Here is a 14721-nt window from a genome sequence, read left to right on the forward strand (position 1 = left end):
AGCTGCATGACATCGCCGGGCCGATAATGGCCGGGAGAATCGAACGGGCCGATGCAATGGAAAATTCGACAGCATATGTCGCGCATGGCGATGCCGCCTTGCAGGACCAAGCCAAGATCGCCGCGCTTCGGCGCACCAAATTTGCTGCGGCGGCGGCGCTGCTGGGCTGCGTTGCCCTGTTCGCCGCGGCCAAGATGCTGGAGCCGAGCTACCCGGCCATGGGGCTGGTCGCGGCCTTCGCCGAAGCCGCGACCATCGGCGGGCTGGCCGACTGGTATGCGGTGGTGGCGCTGTTCAGGCGGCCGCTCGGCCTGCCGATCCCGCACACCGCGATCATCCCCGCCAACCAGCATCGCATCGCCGATAATCTCGGCCGTTTCATCGAAGTGAATTTCCTGGCGCCCGGGCCGGTGCGCGAAAAGCTCAGGCAGGTGGATTTCGCGGCCCTTGTGGCCGACTGGCTGGCGGACGAGAAACGCGCCGCCGGCCTGTCGCGCTTCGTCGGACGGCTGGTGCCGCAGATGCTGGCGGCTGTCGAGCAGTCCGGGTTGCGCGAATTCGTCGGACGCCGGTTGATGGACGAGCTGGAGAAGGTGCAGGTGGCACCGCTTGCCGCCGATCTTCTGTCGGCCTTCACCCATGACCGAGGGCATCAGAAGCTGTTCGACGAGCTGGTGCGCGGCGTCTCCGGTTTCCTGGCCGACGAGAAGGCCTTGCAGGCCATGCGGGAAAAGATCCGCGCCGAACTGCCGACGCTGTTCAACCTTTTCCGGGCCGACGCCTATCTCCTCAAGAAGATCGTCGCTTCGGCGGCAACATTGCTGGACGACGTCATGGCCGACCCCGACCATCCGCTGCGCGAGGAATTCGACCGTTTCGTGCAGGGCTTCATCGTCCAGCTCAAGACGTCGGAAGACTACGCCAAACGTGCCGACAAGCTGAAGCGCGACCTGCTGGCGCGACCGGAGATGCGCGATCTGGTCGGCACCATGTGGGGCAGCTTGCGCAGCTTCATCGAACAGGGGGCGACGGGCAAGGATACGGCGATCCAGTCGCATCTGACCAACATGTTCGTGGAGATCGGCCGTCATCTGGCACAGGACCCGAAAGTGAAGGCCGACATGAACGCCGGCTTCATCGTGGCGCTGGCCGCTTTCGTCGAAAGCCAGAAAAGCGGCGTGTCGAGCTTCATCGCCGATCAGGTCAAGCGGTGGGATCTTGCGCAGCTTACCCGGCTGATCGAAATCAATATCGGCAAGGACCTGCAATATATCCGCTTCAACGGCATGATCGTGGGTGGAATTGCCGGCGTGGTGCTCTATGTCTTCGAGAGGATATTCCTTACCTGAACAGGAATCGGAATGGTCTCCGGATTTCACCGAGCTCGGTTGATCTTTTCGATGAAGCCGGTTCCTGGGAAATGTCTGGCCAGTCTTCGGGAAACATTGCCCTCGGTGCCAGGTTGTCGTAACCGGGGGTGAAACAGGCGTGCGGCATGTGCCGGAAAGGCGAAATGGAAAAGCGACCACCGACATTCGATGAACTGAAGACCATGATCGGGCAGGAGCTTGGCGTTTCGGCGTGGACGCTGGTCGACCAGTCGCGGATCGACCAGTTCGCCGAATGCACCGGTGACCGTCAGTGGCTGCATGTCGACCCCGAGCGCGCGAAGCGTGAAAGCCCGCTGCGCGTCACCATTGCCCATGGGTATCTCACGCTGTCGATCATCGGGGCGCTCTGCCAGGAAATCGACGCCATTCCGGAGAACACGCAAGCCGCGTTCAACTACGGGCTCGACAAGGTGCGCTTCCTGTCGCCGGTTCGTGTCGGCTCCCGGGTACGCCTGCGCGCCACCTTGCTGTCGATGCAGGAGAAGGCGCCCGGCCAGTATCTGATGAAATTCCTCAACACCATTGATATCGAGGGCGAGGAGAAGCCGGCGCTGATCGCGGAGACCCTGGTGATGTTCTACGAAAGACGCCGGAAGGCCGGCCCACGCACCTCGGCCTCCTAGGGTATTTGCGTCCGGCGAACTGGAGCCGCAGGGGCGCGTTCGCCAGAATGCCCCTGTTTAACGTGGCGGTCCGATTTCCAGTTCGACCGTGCCGACGCCTTCAACCTCGCCGCTGAGGCGGTCGCCGACGGCGACGGGTCCGACGCCGGAAGGCGTGCCGGTGAAGATCAGGTCGCCCGGCTGCAACTCCACCGCTTCGCTGCAGATCGCCACGATGTCCGGCACCGGCCAGATCATGTCGGCGAGATCGCCCTGCTGGCGCACCTCACCGTTGACGGCAAGCCGGATGCGCCCCTTCTGTGGATGGCCGCTGGCCTGTGCAGGCACAAGCGGCCCGCACGGCGCGGACTGGTCGAACGCCTTGGCCCAATCCCATGGCCGGCCCATCTTCTTGGCCACATCCTGAAGGTCGCGCCGGGTAAGGTCGATGCCGACGCCGTAGCCCCAGACATGGTCGAGCGCCGCGTCGCGGCTGATCAGTACGCCGCCCTTGCCGATGGCGACCACCAGTTCGATCTCGTGATGAAGGTTCTGGGTCAGTGCGGCGTAAGGAATGGTGCTGCCCGAATCCACGAGGGCGTCGGCCGGCTTGGTGAAAAAGAAGGGCGGCTCGCGCTCGTCATTGCCCATCTCGCGGGCATGGGCGGCATAATTGCGCCCCACGCAGAAGATGCGCCGCACCGCGAAGCGCTGCCTGCTGTCGTGAACGGCGACGGAAGGGACGGGCGGCGGCGGCAGGACGAAATCGGTCATCGGCTCTTGGACTTTCGCGCTTGCTGTGATTCTGTTTTGCCGTGCGCGGCGAAGCGCACATTCCTCCCAATTCCCCGGATCGGCAAGAAGCGACATCGAGAAACGGGCCAATCGGTGAAAAATTGCGGTCCCTGCATGGCCCAAGCTTGAAACGTCTTGGGATGCGGTTTAGGCCCATGACACTTCACCAGGGAACAGGCCTGCCATGCTTGACATCAAGTGGATTCGCGAGAACCCCAACGCTCTTGTCGGTGCACTGACGAAGCGTTCGTGGTCGCAGGCCGAGGCGAAGTCGACGGTAGATGACCTTGTCGCCCGCGATGAGGCGCGCCGCGCCCATGTGCTGAAGCTCCAGCAGGCGCAGGAGCGCCGCAATGCCGCCTCCAGGGAGATCGGCAAGGCCATGGCCGCCAAGGACATGGAACTGGCCGAGAAGCTGAAGGCCGAGGTCGGTGACATCAAATCCTTCATCCAGGACGGGGAGGCGGAAGAGCGCCGTCTGGACAAGGCGTTGAACGACGCGCTCGCCGTGATTCCCAACCTGCCGCTGGACAATGTTCCGGTGGGCAAGGACGAGAACGACAATGTCGAGTTGCGCAAGGTCGGCAAGGTCACGCCGCCTCCCAACTGGGCGCGCGAGCATTTCGACCTTGGCGAGGCGCTCGGGCTCATGGACTTCGAGCGCGCGGCGCGGCTGTCCGGCTCGCGCTTCACGGTGCTGAAGGGCCAGCTCGCGCGGCTGGAACGGGCGCTCGGCCAGTTCATGCTCGACCTGCACACGACCGAGCATGGCTACACGGAGGTGCAGGTGCCCTTGCTGGTGCGCGACGATGCGCTGTTCGGCACCGGCAATCTGCCGAAATTCGAGGAAGACCTGTTCTTCGTGCCCCACGGCGAGAACAGGCTGGGCCTCATTCCCACCGCCGAAGTGCCGCTCACCAATCTGGTGCGCGAGGAGATCACGGCGCACGAAAAGCTGCCGATGCGCTTCACCGCACTGACCCCGTGCTTCCGTTCGGAGGCCGGTTCCGCCGGCCGCGACACGCGGGGCATGCTGCGCCAGCACCAGTTCTACAAGGTCGAGATGGTGTCGATCACCGACGCCGAAAGCTCGATCGAGGAGCACGAGCGCATGACGGCCTGCGCCGAAGAGGTGTTGAAGCGCCTGAGCCTGCCGTTCCGCACCGTCGTGCTGTGCACCGGCGACATGGGCTTCGGCGCGCGCCGAACCCACGACATCGAAGTGTGGCTGCCGGGGCAGAAGACCTATCGCGAAATCTCCTCCTGCTCGGTCTGCGGCGATTTCCAGGCCCGGCGCATGAATGCCCGTTACAAGGACAAGGACGGCCGGGGCAACCTGTTCGTCCATACCCTGAACGGTTCTGGCGTGGCCGTCGGCCGCGCGCTGATCGCGGTGATGGAGAATTACCAGAACGAGGACGGCTCCATCGCTGTTCCCGATGCCCTGCGGCCCTATATGGGCGGTCTCGAAAAGATCGAAGTGAAATAATGCGCATCCTGCTCACGAACGACGACGGCATCCATGCCGAAGGCCTTGAATCGCTTGAACGTATCGCCCGGACGCTGTCGGACGATGTGTGGGTCGTGGCCCCCGAGAACGACCAGTCCGGCTATGCGCACTCGCTGTCGATCTCGGAGCCGCTGCGCCTGCGCAAGATCGGCGAGAAGCGCTATGCCGTGCGCGGCACGCCGACCGACTGCGTGATCATGGGCGCCCGCAAGGTCCTGCCCGGCATGCCGGACCTCGTTCTGTCGGGTATCAACTCCGGCTCCAACATCGCCGACGACGTGACCTATTCGGGAACGGTGGCCGGCGCCATGGAAGGTACGCTGCTCGGCATTCGCTCGATCGCCTTGAGCCAGGCCAGCCATGACGGCGAGGAGCGCGTCGTGCCTTACGAGACGGCGGAAGCGCTTGCGCCTGCCCTGTTGAAGAAGCTTCTGGCCATGCCGCAGCAGGAAGGCGTGCTCATCAACATCAACTTCCCCAATTGCGCGCCGCAGGACGTGAAGGGAACGCAGGTGACATCGCAGGGCAAGGTCGTTCATCGCCTGTGGATCGACGAACGCCGCGACGGGCGCGGCCTGCCATATTACTGGATGCGGTTCGGCCGGGGCGAAAGCAACGGCAAGGCCGGCACCGACATTCATGCGATCGAGAACGGCCATGTCTCGGTCACGCCGCTGCAACTCGACTTCACCGCCTACGAAATCCGCGATCAGTTGACCAAGGCTCTGGCATGACGGACGACGATCGCGAGGGGTTTGCCGCCTTCCTGCTGCGCCTGCGCGGCAAGGGAACCGTTCCCAAGGCGCTCATCGCCGCGATCGAGGCCACGCCGCGGCGCGGTTTTCTGGCGCCACAGTTCAGTGCGGTCGCCTGGTCGGAGCGCATGCTGCCGATCGAGTGCGGCGAGGCCATCGAGGGCGCTGACATCCAGGCGGCCATCCTCGCCGCCATGGCGTTGGAATCGGGCATGCGGGTCATGGAGATCGGCACCGGCTCGGGCTACACGGCCGCCGTCATGTCCCGGGTGGCCGGGCGGGTGGTGACCGTCGAGCGCTACAGGACGCTGGCCGATCAGGCGCGCCAGCGCTTCGAGGCGCTCGGCATCTCCAACGTCATCGTCCGCCATGCCGACGGGTCCAACGGCCTGCCCAACGAAGGGCCTTTCGACCGCATCGTGGTTTGGGCAGCCTTCGAGAGCCTGCCGCGTTTCCTGCTCGAGCAACTGTCCAGCGGCGGCGTGGTGATCGCGCCGATCGGGCCGGAGGAGGGCGAGCAGGTGGTGGCCAAGCTGACCAAGGTGGGTAGCCGTTTCGAACGCGAAGACATCGGCATCGTGCGCCTTCAGCCGATCCTTCACGGCATCGCAGCCGTCATTTGACCACAGCTTTTAAGAAAATTTCCGCTGAATTTAATGGTTTAACCGACCAGTAACATTAACGCGCTTTAATCGTACCCAGTTCGTTCCGGGTCAGCGCGGGTAGTGTCATGCAGTTCAGCGTTTTGAAGGCAAAAGGGCGCAATCTGGCGCGAGGCTGTGCCGTCCTCGTGATTGCCGCCGCAGCATCGGGTTGCAGTTCGGGCGCAATGCGCTTCGCCGATGGGTTGGATGGCATCACCACGGCCTCGACGCCGCAGGCCAATGTCGGCAACTACGGGCAGGCTTCCCAGCCATACCCCGGCGATGTCGCTGCCCAGCCTGTGTCGACGGGCGGTGGCTACAGCTCCGGTTCGGTCGGACGCTCTTCGCTGCCGCCGCCTTCGCAGCCTTCCGTCGCACAGGCCCAGCCGGCTCCTGCGCCGGCCCCGGTTCAGGTGGCTTCCGCTCCGGCGGTCGATACCACGACAACCGGGACCGTCCGTCAGGCGCAGCCCGCGCCGACACCGTCCAACAAGCCGTTCCAGTCCGCCGGCGAAGAGACAAAGCGACTCGCGAATGCGCCGACACTCACCCAGCCCCAGCAGGTGGCGGCCCAGCCGCAGCCGGCCAAGCCGGCCGCTGGCGGCAGCTACACGGTGCAGCAGGGCGATACGCTGTCGGCAATCTCGCGCAAGACCGGAGTGAGCGTGGCTGCGTTGCAGCAGGCCAACGGACTTGCCGACGGCAATATTCGCAGCGGCCAGACCCTCAAGCTCCCGGGTGCGGCAGGTGCGGCGGCGACCACGCCCACGGTGGCGGCTGCAAAGCCGGCCAATGTCGATCCGGTCAAGACAGCCTCCACGCCGCCGGTCGCCCAGCAGCAGACACCGAGCGAGAAGCTTGCCTCCTACACGCCGCCCAAGCAGGCGACCAAGGCTGTCGAGCAGGTCGAGGACGACGGCGCGGCCGCTCCCGATTCGACCGGCATCGGCAAGATGCGCTGGCCGGTGCGGGGCAGGGTGATTTCCGGCTTCGGACAGGGCGGCGACGGCATCGATATCTCGGTGCCGAAGGGCACGCCGGTCAAGGCGGCCGAAAACGGCGTCGTCATCTATGCCGGCGATGGCCTCAAGGAGTTTGGCAATACCGTTCTGGTGCGGCACGAAAACGGGCTGGTGACGGTCTACGGCAATGCCAGCGAGTTGAACGTCAAGCGCGGCCAGACGGTCAAGCGCGGTGAGCAGATCGCGCTTTCGGGCATGAGCGGCAACGCCACGTCGCCCAAGCTGCACTTCGAGGTCCGCAAGAATTCGGCGCCGGTCGATCCGTCGACCCTCCTGGAATAACAGGAACGACCCGACCCGTAGCGGGCCGCCTGACCTCCAGTCCGGCCCGCCCGCTCGACCCGCCCTTGAAAAGGGCGGGTTTTTCAGTTGGCAGGAAAGGAGGGACGGAAAGGCGGTGGTCGCTTCTCCGTCCGATGTTCGATCAAACCGCCGGATCGGCTGCGCGCGATTTGCCGGTCGCATGGGGATCCAGCGGCTTGCCCAACCGGCCGGCCAGGTCCTGGATGAATTGCCAGGCGACGCGGCCCGAGCGGCTGCCGCGCGTGGTCGCCCATTCCAAGGCCTCGGCACGCAGGTTTTCTTCCTCCACGTCCAGCCCGTAATGGCCGGCATAGCCGCTCACCATGGCCAGATAGTCGTCCTGCGAGCATTTGTGGAACCCGAGCCACAGGCCGAAGCGATCCGACAGCGACACCTTTTCCTCCACGGCTTCCGACGGATTGATGGCGGTCGAACGCTCGTTGTCGATCATGTCGCGCGGCAACAGGTGCCGACGGTTCGACGTCGCATAGAAGATCACGTTGTGAGGACGCCCCTCGACACCACCCTCCAGCGCCGCTTTCAGGGACTTGTAGGAGGTGTCGTCGTGGTCGAACGAGAGATCGTCGCAAAAGAGGATGAAGCGATAGGACGCGGCCTTCAGGATGGACATCAGCTTCGGCAGCGTGTCGATGTCCTCGCGGTGAATCTCGATCAGCTTCAGGGGCTTGTCGGTTTTGGCCGAAGCGTTGACTGTCGCGTGGGCAGCCTTGACCAGCGACGATTTGCCCATGCCCCGCGTGCCCCACAGAAGCACGTTGTTGGCGGGCAGGCCCGCGGCGAAGCGCTCGGTGTTGTCCACCAATATGTCGCGCACCCGATCCACGCCCTTGATCAGGTCGATGTCGACGCGGTTGACGCTGTGCACCGGCTCCAGAAACGACATTTCGGCCTGCCATACGAAGCAATCGGCCGCTTCGAGGTCGCTCGGCGGCGCCTGCGGCGGCGCCAGGCGGTTCACGGCCTCGATCAGGCGGTCGAGCTTGCGGGTGAGGATGTCGATGTTGTTATCGGTCATGGGTAATATTGTTTCGTATCTGTCAATTGAGGAACGAACAGGCTGTAGCACGCACGGAATGGAGCGAAAAGCGCGGGATTGGCCGCCGAGCGCGGTTGCAATGGCTGCTTGAGCGACTATATTCCGGCCGGATTTTCTGGCCGGATTGCGGCTTTCCTTACAATCCAGGAGTTGTTCATGTTCGTGACCCCGGCATACGCGCAGGCCGCAGGCGGCGCACCCGATATGTTCGTCAGCATACTGCCTTTCATCCTCATTTTCGTGGTAATGTATTTCCTCATCATCCGCCCGCAGCGCGCGCAGATGAAAAAGCGCGGCGAGATGCTTGCGGCCATTCGTCGGGGCGATACGGTGGTTACCGGCGGCGGTTTCGTCGGCAAGGTGACCAAGGTCATCGACGACAACGAGCTCGAGATCGACCTGGGCGGGATGAAGGTGACTGCGCTGCGCTCGACCATCGCCGACGTCCGCGTCAAGGGCGAGCCGGTGGCGAACCAGAACGCCAAGAAATAACCGTAATGCGGGCCGATGGCCCCATTGCATAGCCTACGGGCACGCCAACAGGTTCTCGACTTATGCTTTATTTCTCGCGCTGGAAGACGTTTTCGATCTGGGCCGTCGTCCTGCTGGGCGTGCTGCTTTCCCTGCCCAATATCTATCCGCAGTCGCTGATCTCCTCGCTGCCGAGTTGGTTCCCGACCAAGCAGATGACGCTCGGCCTCGATTTGCAGGGCGGGTCGCACATCCTGCTCAAGATCGATACCAACGACCTGATCAAGGCCCAGTTGGAAAGTGCGCGAGACGAAATCCGGACACAGCTTCGTGATGCGCGTATCGGCTATACGGGCCTATCGGGCACCGGCAAGGTCGTGCAGGTGCGCATCCGCGATGCCGGCCAGGTAGCGGCCGCCAAGGCGGCGCTGACATCGCTGACCACGCCGGTTTCCTCCGGCCTGTTCGGCTCCGGCAGCGTAACGGAAATGTCCATGGACGAACCGGAGCCCGGCGTGCTCCGCTTCACCATGACGGATGCGGGCATCCAGTATCGCACCGCCACGGCGTTGAACCAGTCGATCGAGGTGGTGGGCCGCCGCGTCAACGAGCTCGGCACCACCGAGCCGATCGTCCAGCGTCAGGGCGACGACCGCATCCTGGTCCAGGTGCCCGGCCTGCAGGACCCGCAGCGCCTGAAGGATATTCTGGGCCAGACCGCGAAGCTGACATTCCAGATGGTCGATCAGACGGTGCCGGTGCAGGAAGCCATGGAAGGGCGTCCGCCGGCAGGCTCCACCGTCATGTTCTCGCGCGATGATCCGCCGATCCCCTATCTCATCGAGAACCGGGTGATCGTTTCGGGCGAGAATCTGGTGGACGCACAGGCGACCTTCGACCAGCGCACCAATGAGCCGGTGGTTTCGTTCCGCTTCGATTCGAAGGGCGCCTCGCGCTTCGGCCAGGCGACGCAGCAGAACACCGGCAAGCTGTTCGCCATCATCCTCGACAACCAGGTCATCTCGGCGCCGCGCATCAATGAGCCGATCCTCGGCGGGTCGGGCCAGATTTCCGGCTCATTCACGCCGCAGAGCGCCAACGACCTCGCCGTTCTGCTGCGCGCCGGCGCGCTTCCGGCCACCTTGACCATCGTGGAAGAGCGCACGGTCGGCCCGAGCCTCGGCGCGGATTCGATCAGCGCCGGCAAGTTCGCCTCTGCCGTCGGTGCCATTCTGGTCATCGTCTGCATGCTGCTGGTCTATGGCAGGCTCGGCCTCATCGCCAATCTGGCGCTGGCCGCCAACGTGGCCATGATGATCGCCATCCTGACGGCGCTCGGCTCGACGCTCACGCTGCCCGGCATCGCGGGTATCGTGCTGACGATGGGCATGGCGGTCGATTCCAACATCATCATCTTCGAGCGCGTCCGCGAGGAGCGATCCTACGGGAAATCCATAGTCCAGTCCTTCGACCAGGGCTTCAAGCAGGCGCTTGCCACGGTGGTGGACGCGAACCTGACAACCTTCATCGTGGCGGTGATCCTGTTCTACATCGGCACCGGCCCGGTGCGCGGCTTCGCGGTCACGCTCGGCATCGGCATCGTCACCACCGTGTTCACCGCCTTCACCCTGACGCGCTGGATGGTGGCATTCTGGATCAAGCGCGCACGGCCCACCGAATTCCCCAAGGGCCTCGTGCACTATCTGCCGCTGGAACCGTCGCTGCCGTTCATGCGCTTCCGCAACTGGGCCTTTGCTCTGTCGGGTGCCGTCTCCGTCGCCATCGTTGCCATGATGTTCGTCACGGACTTCAACTACGGCGTCGATTTCAAGGGCGGGTCGATGATCGAGATCCAGGCGAAGTCGCAGCAGGCGGACGCCGCCGATGTGCGCTCGCGCCTGGAGGAACTGAATCTCGGCGATGTGCAGGTGCAGGAATTCGGCAACCAAGGCGAACTGATGGTGCGCGTCGCCGCACAGGATGCCGGCGACAATGCCGAGCAATCCGCCGTGGAGAAGATCAAGAGCGAATTCGCGGAGGATTATGATTTCCGCCGGGTCGAAACCGTCGGCCCGACCGTCTCCAGCGAACTGGCCAAGACCGGCACCATCGGTATCCTGGTCTCGATGCTGGCGCTGCTGATCTACATCTGGTTCCGCTTCGAATGGCAGTTCGGCGTCGGCGCGGTGGTTTCGACCGCCCATGACGTGATCGTCATCGTCGGCATCTATGTGTTCTTCGGGCTGGAGTTCAATCTTTCCAGTGTTGCAGCCATCCTGACAGTGGTCGGTTATTCGATCAACGACACCGTCGTGATCTATGACCGCATTCGCGAAATGCTGCGAAAATACAAGAAGATGCCGATCGAAGAAGTCATCAATCTGGCACTCAACCATACGCTGTCGCGTACGATCCTGACGGGCCTGACCGTGTTGCTGGCGTTGCTGTCGCTGTATCTCTACGGCGGCGAGGTGATATCGTCCTTTGTCTTCGCCATTATCGTCGGCGTCTTCGTGGGCACCTATTCGTCGGTGTTCATTGCCGGCCCGATGCTGATCCTGTTCAAGCTGCGTCCGGGTTTGTTCGAGAAGGAAGACACGTCCAAGAAGGGACCGTCGTCCACGATAGCTCCCGCCTCGGGCGGCTGAGCGAATGGCTGCGGAAGGCAAGGGCCGGCGGTGATTGCAGATGGGGCAGGGCATCGTCATACGCGAAGCGCATTTCCCCGGTCGTGCGCCCATTGAGGCATATGGCAACGGCGGATTCCGCTTTGCCGATATGTCGCACAAAGGGTCGATCCTGTGCCTTCCCTCCGGCATCTATGGCTGGGAGCCGCAGGATCCGGCCAGGCTGACCGCCGATGATTTCAGCCGCCTCCTCGCGGAGGCGGCCGATGTCGAGATTTTCCTGGTCGGCACCGGCCCGGATCTGCGCCCCATCCCGCGAGACTTGCGCGCGACGTTGAAGGAAGCGGGCATCACCTCCGACCCGATGTCGACCGGTGCGGCCGTGCGCACCTACAACGTGCTGCTTGCCGACGACCGCGCCGTTGCGGCCGCACTCATCGCCGTCGACTGATTCCATGGAAAACGCTTCGTCACTGGTCACGCAGGCCGTGCGCGAGGCCGATCACGACCGCTATCTGACCACTCTCTACGCTCCGCCCGGGAAACGCGCGCCGCTGATGGCGCTTTATGCCTTCAACGCCGAGATTGCCGGGGTGCGCGACCGTATCAGGGAGGCCCTGCCGGGCGAGGTTCGGCTGCAATGGTGGCGCGATATGCTAGCCGCCCCTTATCCAGGCGAAGAGACCGGGCAACCGGTTGCCGACGCTCTTCGCGCGACAATCAAGGACTACAGCCTGCCGCTGCCTGCCTTCGAAAACTATCTCGAAGCCCGGATTTTCGACCTTTACGACGATCCGATGCCCTCGCGCACCGATCTAGAAGGCTATTGCGGCGAAACGGCGTGCACTCTCATACAGTTGGCGTCCGTGGTGCTCGACCCGGACAAGGCGTCCGGCTTTTCCGAACTGGCGGGGCACGCCGGCTGCGCGCAGGCCATGACCGGTCTGCTTCTGCTTTTGCCGCTGCATCGGGCGCGAGGCCAGTGCTACATCCCGGCAGATCTCCTCCGGGCGGTCGGTACTTCACCGCAGGATTTCATCAAGGGCGAGAACGCCGAAACGGCGAAGCGCGCCGTGGCGGCCATGGTCGCGCTGGCGAGGGAGCATCTGTCGGCTTTCGAGAAGAATGCAGCATCGCTTCCCGAGACATTGCGCCCGGCCTATCTGCCGCTGGCCATGGCATCCGCCTGGCTGCGGCGCATGGAGGGCAGGGAGAGCGCCGTTCTCGACGGCGGCATCTCACTTTCGCATCTGCGCCGTCATTGGCTTTTGTGGCGCCATGCCATGCGGGGCTGGCGGTAGCCGCCGGAAGGTTATTCGGCGGCCTTTGTAACTTCGCCCGTGGCCAGCCATGCGCCGCAATCCTGCAAGGCGCGCGCGGTCATGGCTCGCTTCTTGGCCAAGGTCTTTTCCTTGCCGCGCAGGCGCTTGCCTTCGACTTTCGGCACCTCGACGGGCGGGAACAGGCCGAAATTGACATTCATGGGCTGGAACGAGCGCTTGCCGGGCTCGTCGTCCGAGACGATGTGGCCGCCGGTGATGTGGTTGAGCAGCGCACCGAAGGCGGTGGTGACCGGCGGAGCCGAAAGCGGACGGCCCTGCCGCGCGGCAGCGGCGAAGCGTCCGGCCAGCAGGCCGATGGCGGCGCTTTCGACATAGCCTTCGCAGCCGGTGATCTGGCCGGCAAAACGCAGGCCCGGCCGTGCCTTCAGTTGAAGCGTACCGTCCAGCAGTTCCGGCGAATTGATATAGGTGTTGCGGTGCAGCCCGCCCAGCCGGGCGAACTCGGCATTCTCCAGCCCCGGGATGGTGCGGAAGATGGCGACCTGCTCGCCATGCTTCAGCTTGGTCTGGAAGCCGACCATGTTGTAGAGCGTGCCGAGCGCGTTGTCCTGGCGCAATTGCACGACGGCATAGGGCTTCACGGTCGGGTTATGGGCATTGGTGAGCCCCATGGGCTTCATGGGGCCGTAGCGCAGGGTTTCCGGGCCACGCTCCGCCATCACCTCGATCGGCAGGCAGCCGTCGAAATAGGGGGTGCCTTCCCACTGCTTGAACTCGGTCTTGGCGCCGGCGAGAAGCGCCTCAATAAAGGCATCGTACTGGGCCTTGTCCATCGGGCAGTTGATGTAGTCCTTGCCGGTTCCGCCGGGGCCGACCTTGTCGTAGCGCGACTGGAACCAGGCAACATTCATGTCGATGCTGTCGAAATGGATGATCGGAGCGATCGCATCGAAGAACGCCAGCGCGTCGGCGCCCGTTTTCGCGGCAATGGCCGCAGCAAGGTCCGGGGCCGTCAGCGGGCCGGTCGCGATGATCGCCTGGTCCCATTCCTCGGGCGGCAGCGACGACACCTCTTCCCGCACGATGGTGATGAGCGGATGTGATTCCAGCTTCGCCGTCACAGCTTCCGAGAAGCCGTCGCGGTCGACCGCCAGCGCGCCGCCGGCCGGGACCTGATGGGTATCTCCCGATTCCATGATGAGTGAGCCGGCGAGACGCATCTCGGCATGCAGGAGCCCGACCGCATTGGTCTCGGCATCGTCCGAGCGAAACGAGTTGGAGCAGACGAGTTCGGCCAGGCCCTCGGTCTTGTGGGCGTCGGTGCCGCGCAAGGGCCGCATTTCGTGGAGGATGACGGGGACGCCGGCCTGCGCCGCCTGCCAGGCGGCCTCCGATCCGGCAAGGCCGCCGCCGATGATGTGAACGGGCTTGATGCTCATGCCGCGCACTTAATCCTTTGGCTGGTGGAATGCAATGTGCGGCACGCTTGGCCGTGGGGTCCCGAAACGACAACACCCGCCGGGGGAGGAGGTCCGGCGGGTGTCGTTTGGGTGGTCGATCCTAGGGAGGAGGAGAAGATCGACCGATCGTCGTTGCCGGGGAGGAGGTCGGCTTCGACGAAACTCTTTGCTCCAGGGGGAGCTAAATCTCGGGTTTTAACAGCGCCCGCCGGGGGAGGAGGTCCGGCGGGCGCCGTTTGGGTGGTCAGCCTTTATTGGGAGGAGGAGGGGCTGACCTTATCCATCGGGGCGGGGAGGAGGTCGCCTCGATGAAATCTCGTTCCTAGAACACCCGGCGCACGACCTGTTCGATCTCGTGGCGCGATATTCCAAGATCATCGAGCTGGCGGTTAGACAGACGATCCAGCTCATGTACCGTGTTGCGGTAAGCACGCCAATTGCGATAGCTGCGGATCAGGTTCATCGTCTTTTACCAGCGAAACTGTTCGGGGTGATGGCCACCCCGAAGGGGTTAGACCGACTTGCGGGCTACGAAGTGAATGTCGCCGCGGCTGATGCCGAGGTCGTTCAGTTCACGGTTGCTCAGGCGGCTCAGCTCGGAAACGGTTTCCCGATAGCGGCGCCAGTTGCGGTAATTGCGGATCAGGTTCATGGTCTTGCTCGTCTTATTGTTCTTGCGGTTTCTGTCGTCTTCGTACGCAGCTTAGATACGACCGACCGGCGGGCTTTGAAAGAGCGGATGATGCATGGCAGCAATGCGTTTTGTGCAATGCAATATCCTGACGGTTTCACACCCGTGAC

The 14721-nt window shown here is 63.7% G+C and carries 15 protein-coding genes; 10 read left to right on the forward strand and 5 right to left on the reverse strand.

Going from position 1 to position 14721, the window contains the following annotated elements; translation table 11 throughout:
* The first annotated feature begins 56 nt into the window (after nucleotides 1-56).
* Both ACVCNR_RS01110 and ACVCNR_RS01115 read left to right on the forward strand, forming a co-directional pair.
* The gene (locus tag ACVCNR_RS01110; protein WP_447073488.1) at nucleotides 57-1349 is read left to right on the forward strand and encodes a DUF445 domain-containing protein; all 1293 of its coding nucleotides are present in this window, start codon (nucleotides 57-59) and stop codon (nucleotides 1347-1349) included.
* Nucleotides 1350-1513: 164 nt separating this feature from the next.
* Nucleotides 1514-2014 (forward strand): MaoC family dehydratase, encoded by a 501-nt coding sequence (locus ACVCNR_RS01115; RefSeq protein WP_354195751.1) that lies wholly within the window; start codon nucleotides 1514-1516, stop codon nucleotides 2012-2014.
* 57 nt (nucleotides 2015-2071) lie between these two features.
* On the opposite strand, the gene ACVCNR_RS01120 is transcribed toward ACVCNR_RS01115, so the two are convergent.
* Nucleotides 2072-2767, reverse strand: coding sequence for a fumarylacetoacetate hydrolase family protein (locus ACVCNR_RS01120; RefSeq protein WP_354195749.1), 696 nt, complete (start codon nucleotides 2765-2767; stop codon nucleotides 2072-2074).
* A 205-nt stretch (nucleotides 2768-2972) separates the two neighbouring features.
* Between ACVCNR_RS01120 and serS the strand changes: the two genes are divergently transcribed.
* The 4 genes from serS (at nucleotide 2973) to ACVCNR_RS01140 (ending at nucleotide 7001) form a co-directional block, all read left to right on the forward strand.
* The gene (serS, locus tag ACVCNR_RS01125; protein ID WP_447073490.1) at nucleotides 2973-4277 is read left to right on the forward strand and encodes a serine--tRNA ligase; all 1305 of its coding nucleotides are present in this window, start codon (nucleotides 2973-2975) and stop codon (nucleotides 4275-4277) included.
* Nucleotides 4277-5032 (forward strand): 5'/3'-nucleotidase SurE, encoded by a 756-nt coding sequence (gene surE / locus ACVCNR_RS01130; RefSeq protein ID WP_447073492.1) that lies wholly within the window; start codon nucleotides 4277-4279, stop codon nucleotides 5030-5032. Before serS ends, surE begins: the two co-directional genes overlap by 1 nt.
* The gene (locus tag ACVCNR_RS01135) at nucleotides 5029-5676 is read left to right on the forward strand and encodes a protein-L-isoaspartate(D-aspartate) O-methyltransferase (protein ID WP_447073493.1); all 648 of its coding nucleotides are present in this window, start codon (nucleotides 5029-5031) and stop codon (nucleotides 5674-5676) included. The genes surE and ACVCNR_RS01135 overlap by 4 nt, the downstream gene beginning before the upstream one ends.
* Nucleotides 5677-5783: 107 nt before the next feature.
* Nucleotides 5784-7001, forward strand: a complete 1218-nt coding sequence (locus tag ACVCNR_RS01140) for a peptidoglycan DD-metalloendopeptidase family protein (protein WP_447073495.1) — start codon at nucleotides 5784-5786, stop codon at nucleotides 6999-7001.
* A 142-nt stretch (nucleotides 7002-7143) separates the two neighbouring features.
* On the opposite strand, the gene ACVCNR_RS01145 is transcribed toward ACVCNR_RS01140, so the two are convergent.
* The gene (locus tag ACVCNR_RS01145) at nucleotides 7144-8058 is read right to left on the reverse strand and encodes an ATP-binding protein (RefSeq protein ID WP_354195739.1); all 915 of its coding nucleotides are present in this window, start codon (nucleotides 8056-8058) and stop codon (nucleotides 7144-7146) included.
* A 177-nt stretch (nucleotides 8059-8235) separates the two neighbouring features.
* On the opposite strand from ACVCNR_RS01145, the gene yajC reads away from it, so the two are divergent.
* The 4 genes from yajC to ACVCNR_RS01165 all read left to right on the forward strand — a co-directional run bounded on the left by yajC (nucleotide 8236) and on the right by ACVCNR_RS01165 (nucleotide 12478).
* Complete coding sequence (gene yajC / locus ACVCNR_RS01150; protein ID WP_354196021.1) at nucleotides 8236-8571, forward strand: preprotein translocase subunit YajC; 336 nt, start codon at nucleotides 8236-8238, stop codon at nucleotides 8569-8571.
* A gap of 62 nt (nucleotides 8572-8633) precedes the next feature.
* Nucleotides 8634-11198, forward strand: coding sequence for a protein translocase subunit SecDF (secDF, locus tag ACVCNR_RS01155; protein ID WP_447073497.1), 2565 nt, complete (start codon nucleotides 8634-8636; stop codon nucleotides 11196-11198).
* A gap of 40 nt (nucleotides 11199-11238) precedes the next feature.
* Entirely contained in the window at nucleotides 11239-11628 is a 390-nt protein-coding gene (locus tag ACVCNR_RS01160) for an Mth938-like domain-containing protein (RefSeq protein ID WP_354195735.1), read from the forward strand.
* A 4-nt stretch (nucleotides 11629-11632) separates the two neighbouring features.
* Entirely contained in the window at nucleotides 11633-12478 is an 846-nt protein-coding gene (locus ACVCNR_RS01165) for a phytoene/squalene synthase family protein (RefSeq protein WP_447073499.1), read from the forward strand.
* Between the two features lie 11 nt (nucleotides 12479-12489).
* Here ACVCNR_RS01165 and trmFO read toward each other — a convergent pair whose 3' ends face one another.
* From trmFO to ACVCNR_RS01180, 3 genes are all read right to left on the reverse strand, one after another.
* The gene (gene trmFO, locus ACVCNR_RS01170) at nucleotides 12490-13899 is read right to left on the reverse strand and encodes a methylenetetrahydrofolate--tRNA-(uracil(54)-C(5))-methyltransferase (FADH(2)-oxidizing) TrmFO (RefSeq protein WP_447073501.1); all 1410 of its coding nucleotides are present in this window, start codon (nucleotides 13897-13899) and stop codon (nucleotides 12490-12492) included.
* A gap of 343 nt (nucleotides 13900-14242) precedes the next feature.
* On the reverse strand, nucleotides 14243-14383 hold the full coding sequence (locus tag ACVCNR_RS01175) for a DUF1127 domain-containing protein (protein ID WP_354195729.1): 141 nt from the start codon (nucleotides 14381-14383) through the stop codon (nucleotides 14243-14245).
* Between the two features lie 48 nt (nucleotides 14384-14431).
* Nucleotides 14432-14572: a DUF1127 domain-containing protein gene (locus ACVCNR_RS01180; protein WP_354195727.1), complete on the reverse strand. Its 141-nt coding sequence runs from the start codon at nucleotides 14570-14572 to the stop codon at nucleotides 14432-14434.
* Between the last annotated feature and the right edge of the window lie 149 nt (nucleotides 14573-14721).

It is taken from the genome of Aquamicrobium terrae (assembly GCF_052978165.1).

Coding starts and splice junctions, on each gene's coding strand:
- surE (WP_447073492.1), top strand. CDS start 4,277: ATGCGCATCCTGCTCACGAACGACGACGGCATCCATGCCGAAGGCCTT.
- ACVCNR_RS01160 (WP_354195735.1), top strand. CDS start 11,239: ATGGGGCAGGGCATCGTCATACGCGAAGCGCATTTCCCCGGTCGTGCG.
- secDF (WP_447073497.1), top strand. CDS start 8,634: ATGCTTTATTTCTCGCGCTGGAAGACGTTTTCGATCTGGGCCGTCGTC.
- yajC (WP_354196021.1), top strand. CDS start 8,236: ATGTTCGTGACCCCGGCATACGCGCAGGCCGCAGGCGGCGCACCCGAT.
- ACVCNR_RS01115 (WP_354195751.1), top strand. CDS start 1,514: ATGGAAAAGCGACCACCGACATTCGATGAACTGAAGACCATGATCGGG.
- ACVCNR_RS01180 (WP_354195727.1), bottom strand. CDS start 14,572: ATGAACCTGATCCGCAATTACCGCAACTGGCGCCGCTATCGGGAAACC.
- ACVCNR_RS01135 (WP_447073493.1), top strand. CDS start 5,029: ATGACGGACGACGATCGCGAGGGGTTTGCCGCCTTCCTGCTGCGCCTG.
- ACVCNR_RS01165 (WP_447073499.1), top strand. CDS start 11,633: ATGGAAAACGCTTCGTCACTGGTCACGCAGGCCGTGCGCGAGGCCGAT.
- ACVCNR_RS01120 (WP_354195749.1), bottom strand. CDS start 2,767: ATGACCGATTTCGTCCTGCCGCCGCCGCCCGTCCCTTCCGTCGCCGTT.
- trmFO (WP_447073501.1), bottom strand. CDS start 13,899: ATGAGCATCAAGCCCGTTCACATCATCGGCGGCGGCCTTGCCGGATCG.
- ACVCNR_RS01145 (WP_354195739.1), bottom strand. CDS start 8,058: ATGACCGATAACAACATCGACATCCTCACCCGCAAGCTCGACCGCCTG.
- ACVCNR_RS01110 (WP_447073488.1), top strand. CDS start 57: ATGGAAAATTCGACAGCATATGTCGCGCATGGCGATGCCGCCTTGCAG.
- ACVCNR_RS01140 (WP_447073495.1), top strand. CDS start 5,784: ATGCAGTTCAGCGTTTTGAAGGCAAAAGGGCGCAATCTGGCGCGAGGC.
- serS (WP_447073490.1), top strand. CDS start 2,973: ATGCTTGACATCAAGTGGATTCGCGAGAACCCCAACGCTCTTGTCGGT.
- ACVCNR_RS01175 (WP_354195729.1), bottom strand. CDS start 14,383: ATGAACCTGATCCGCAGCTATCGCAATTGGCGTGCTTACCGCAACACG.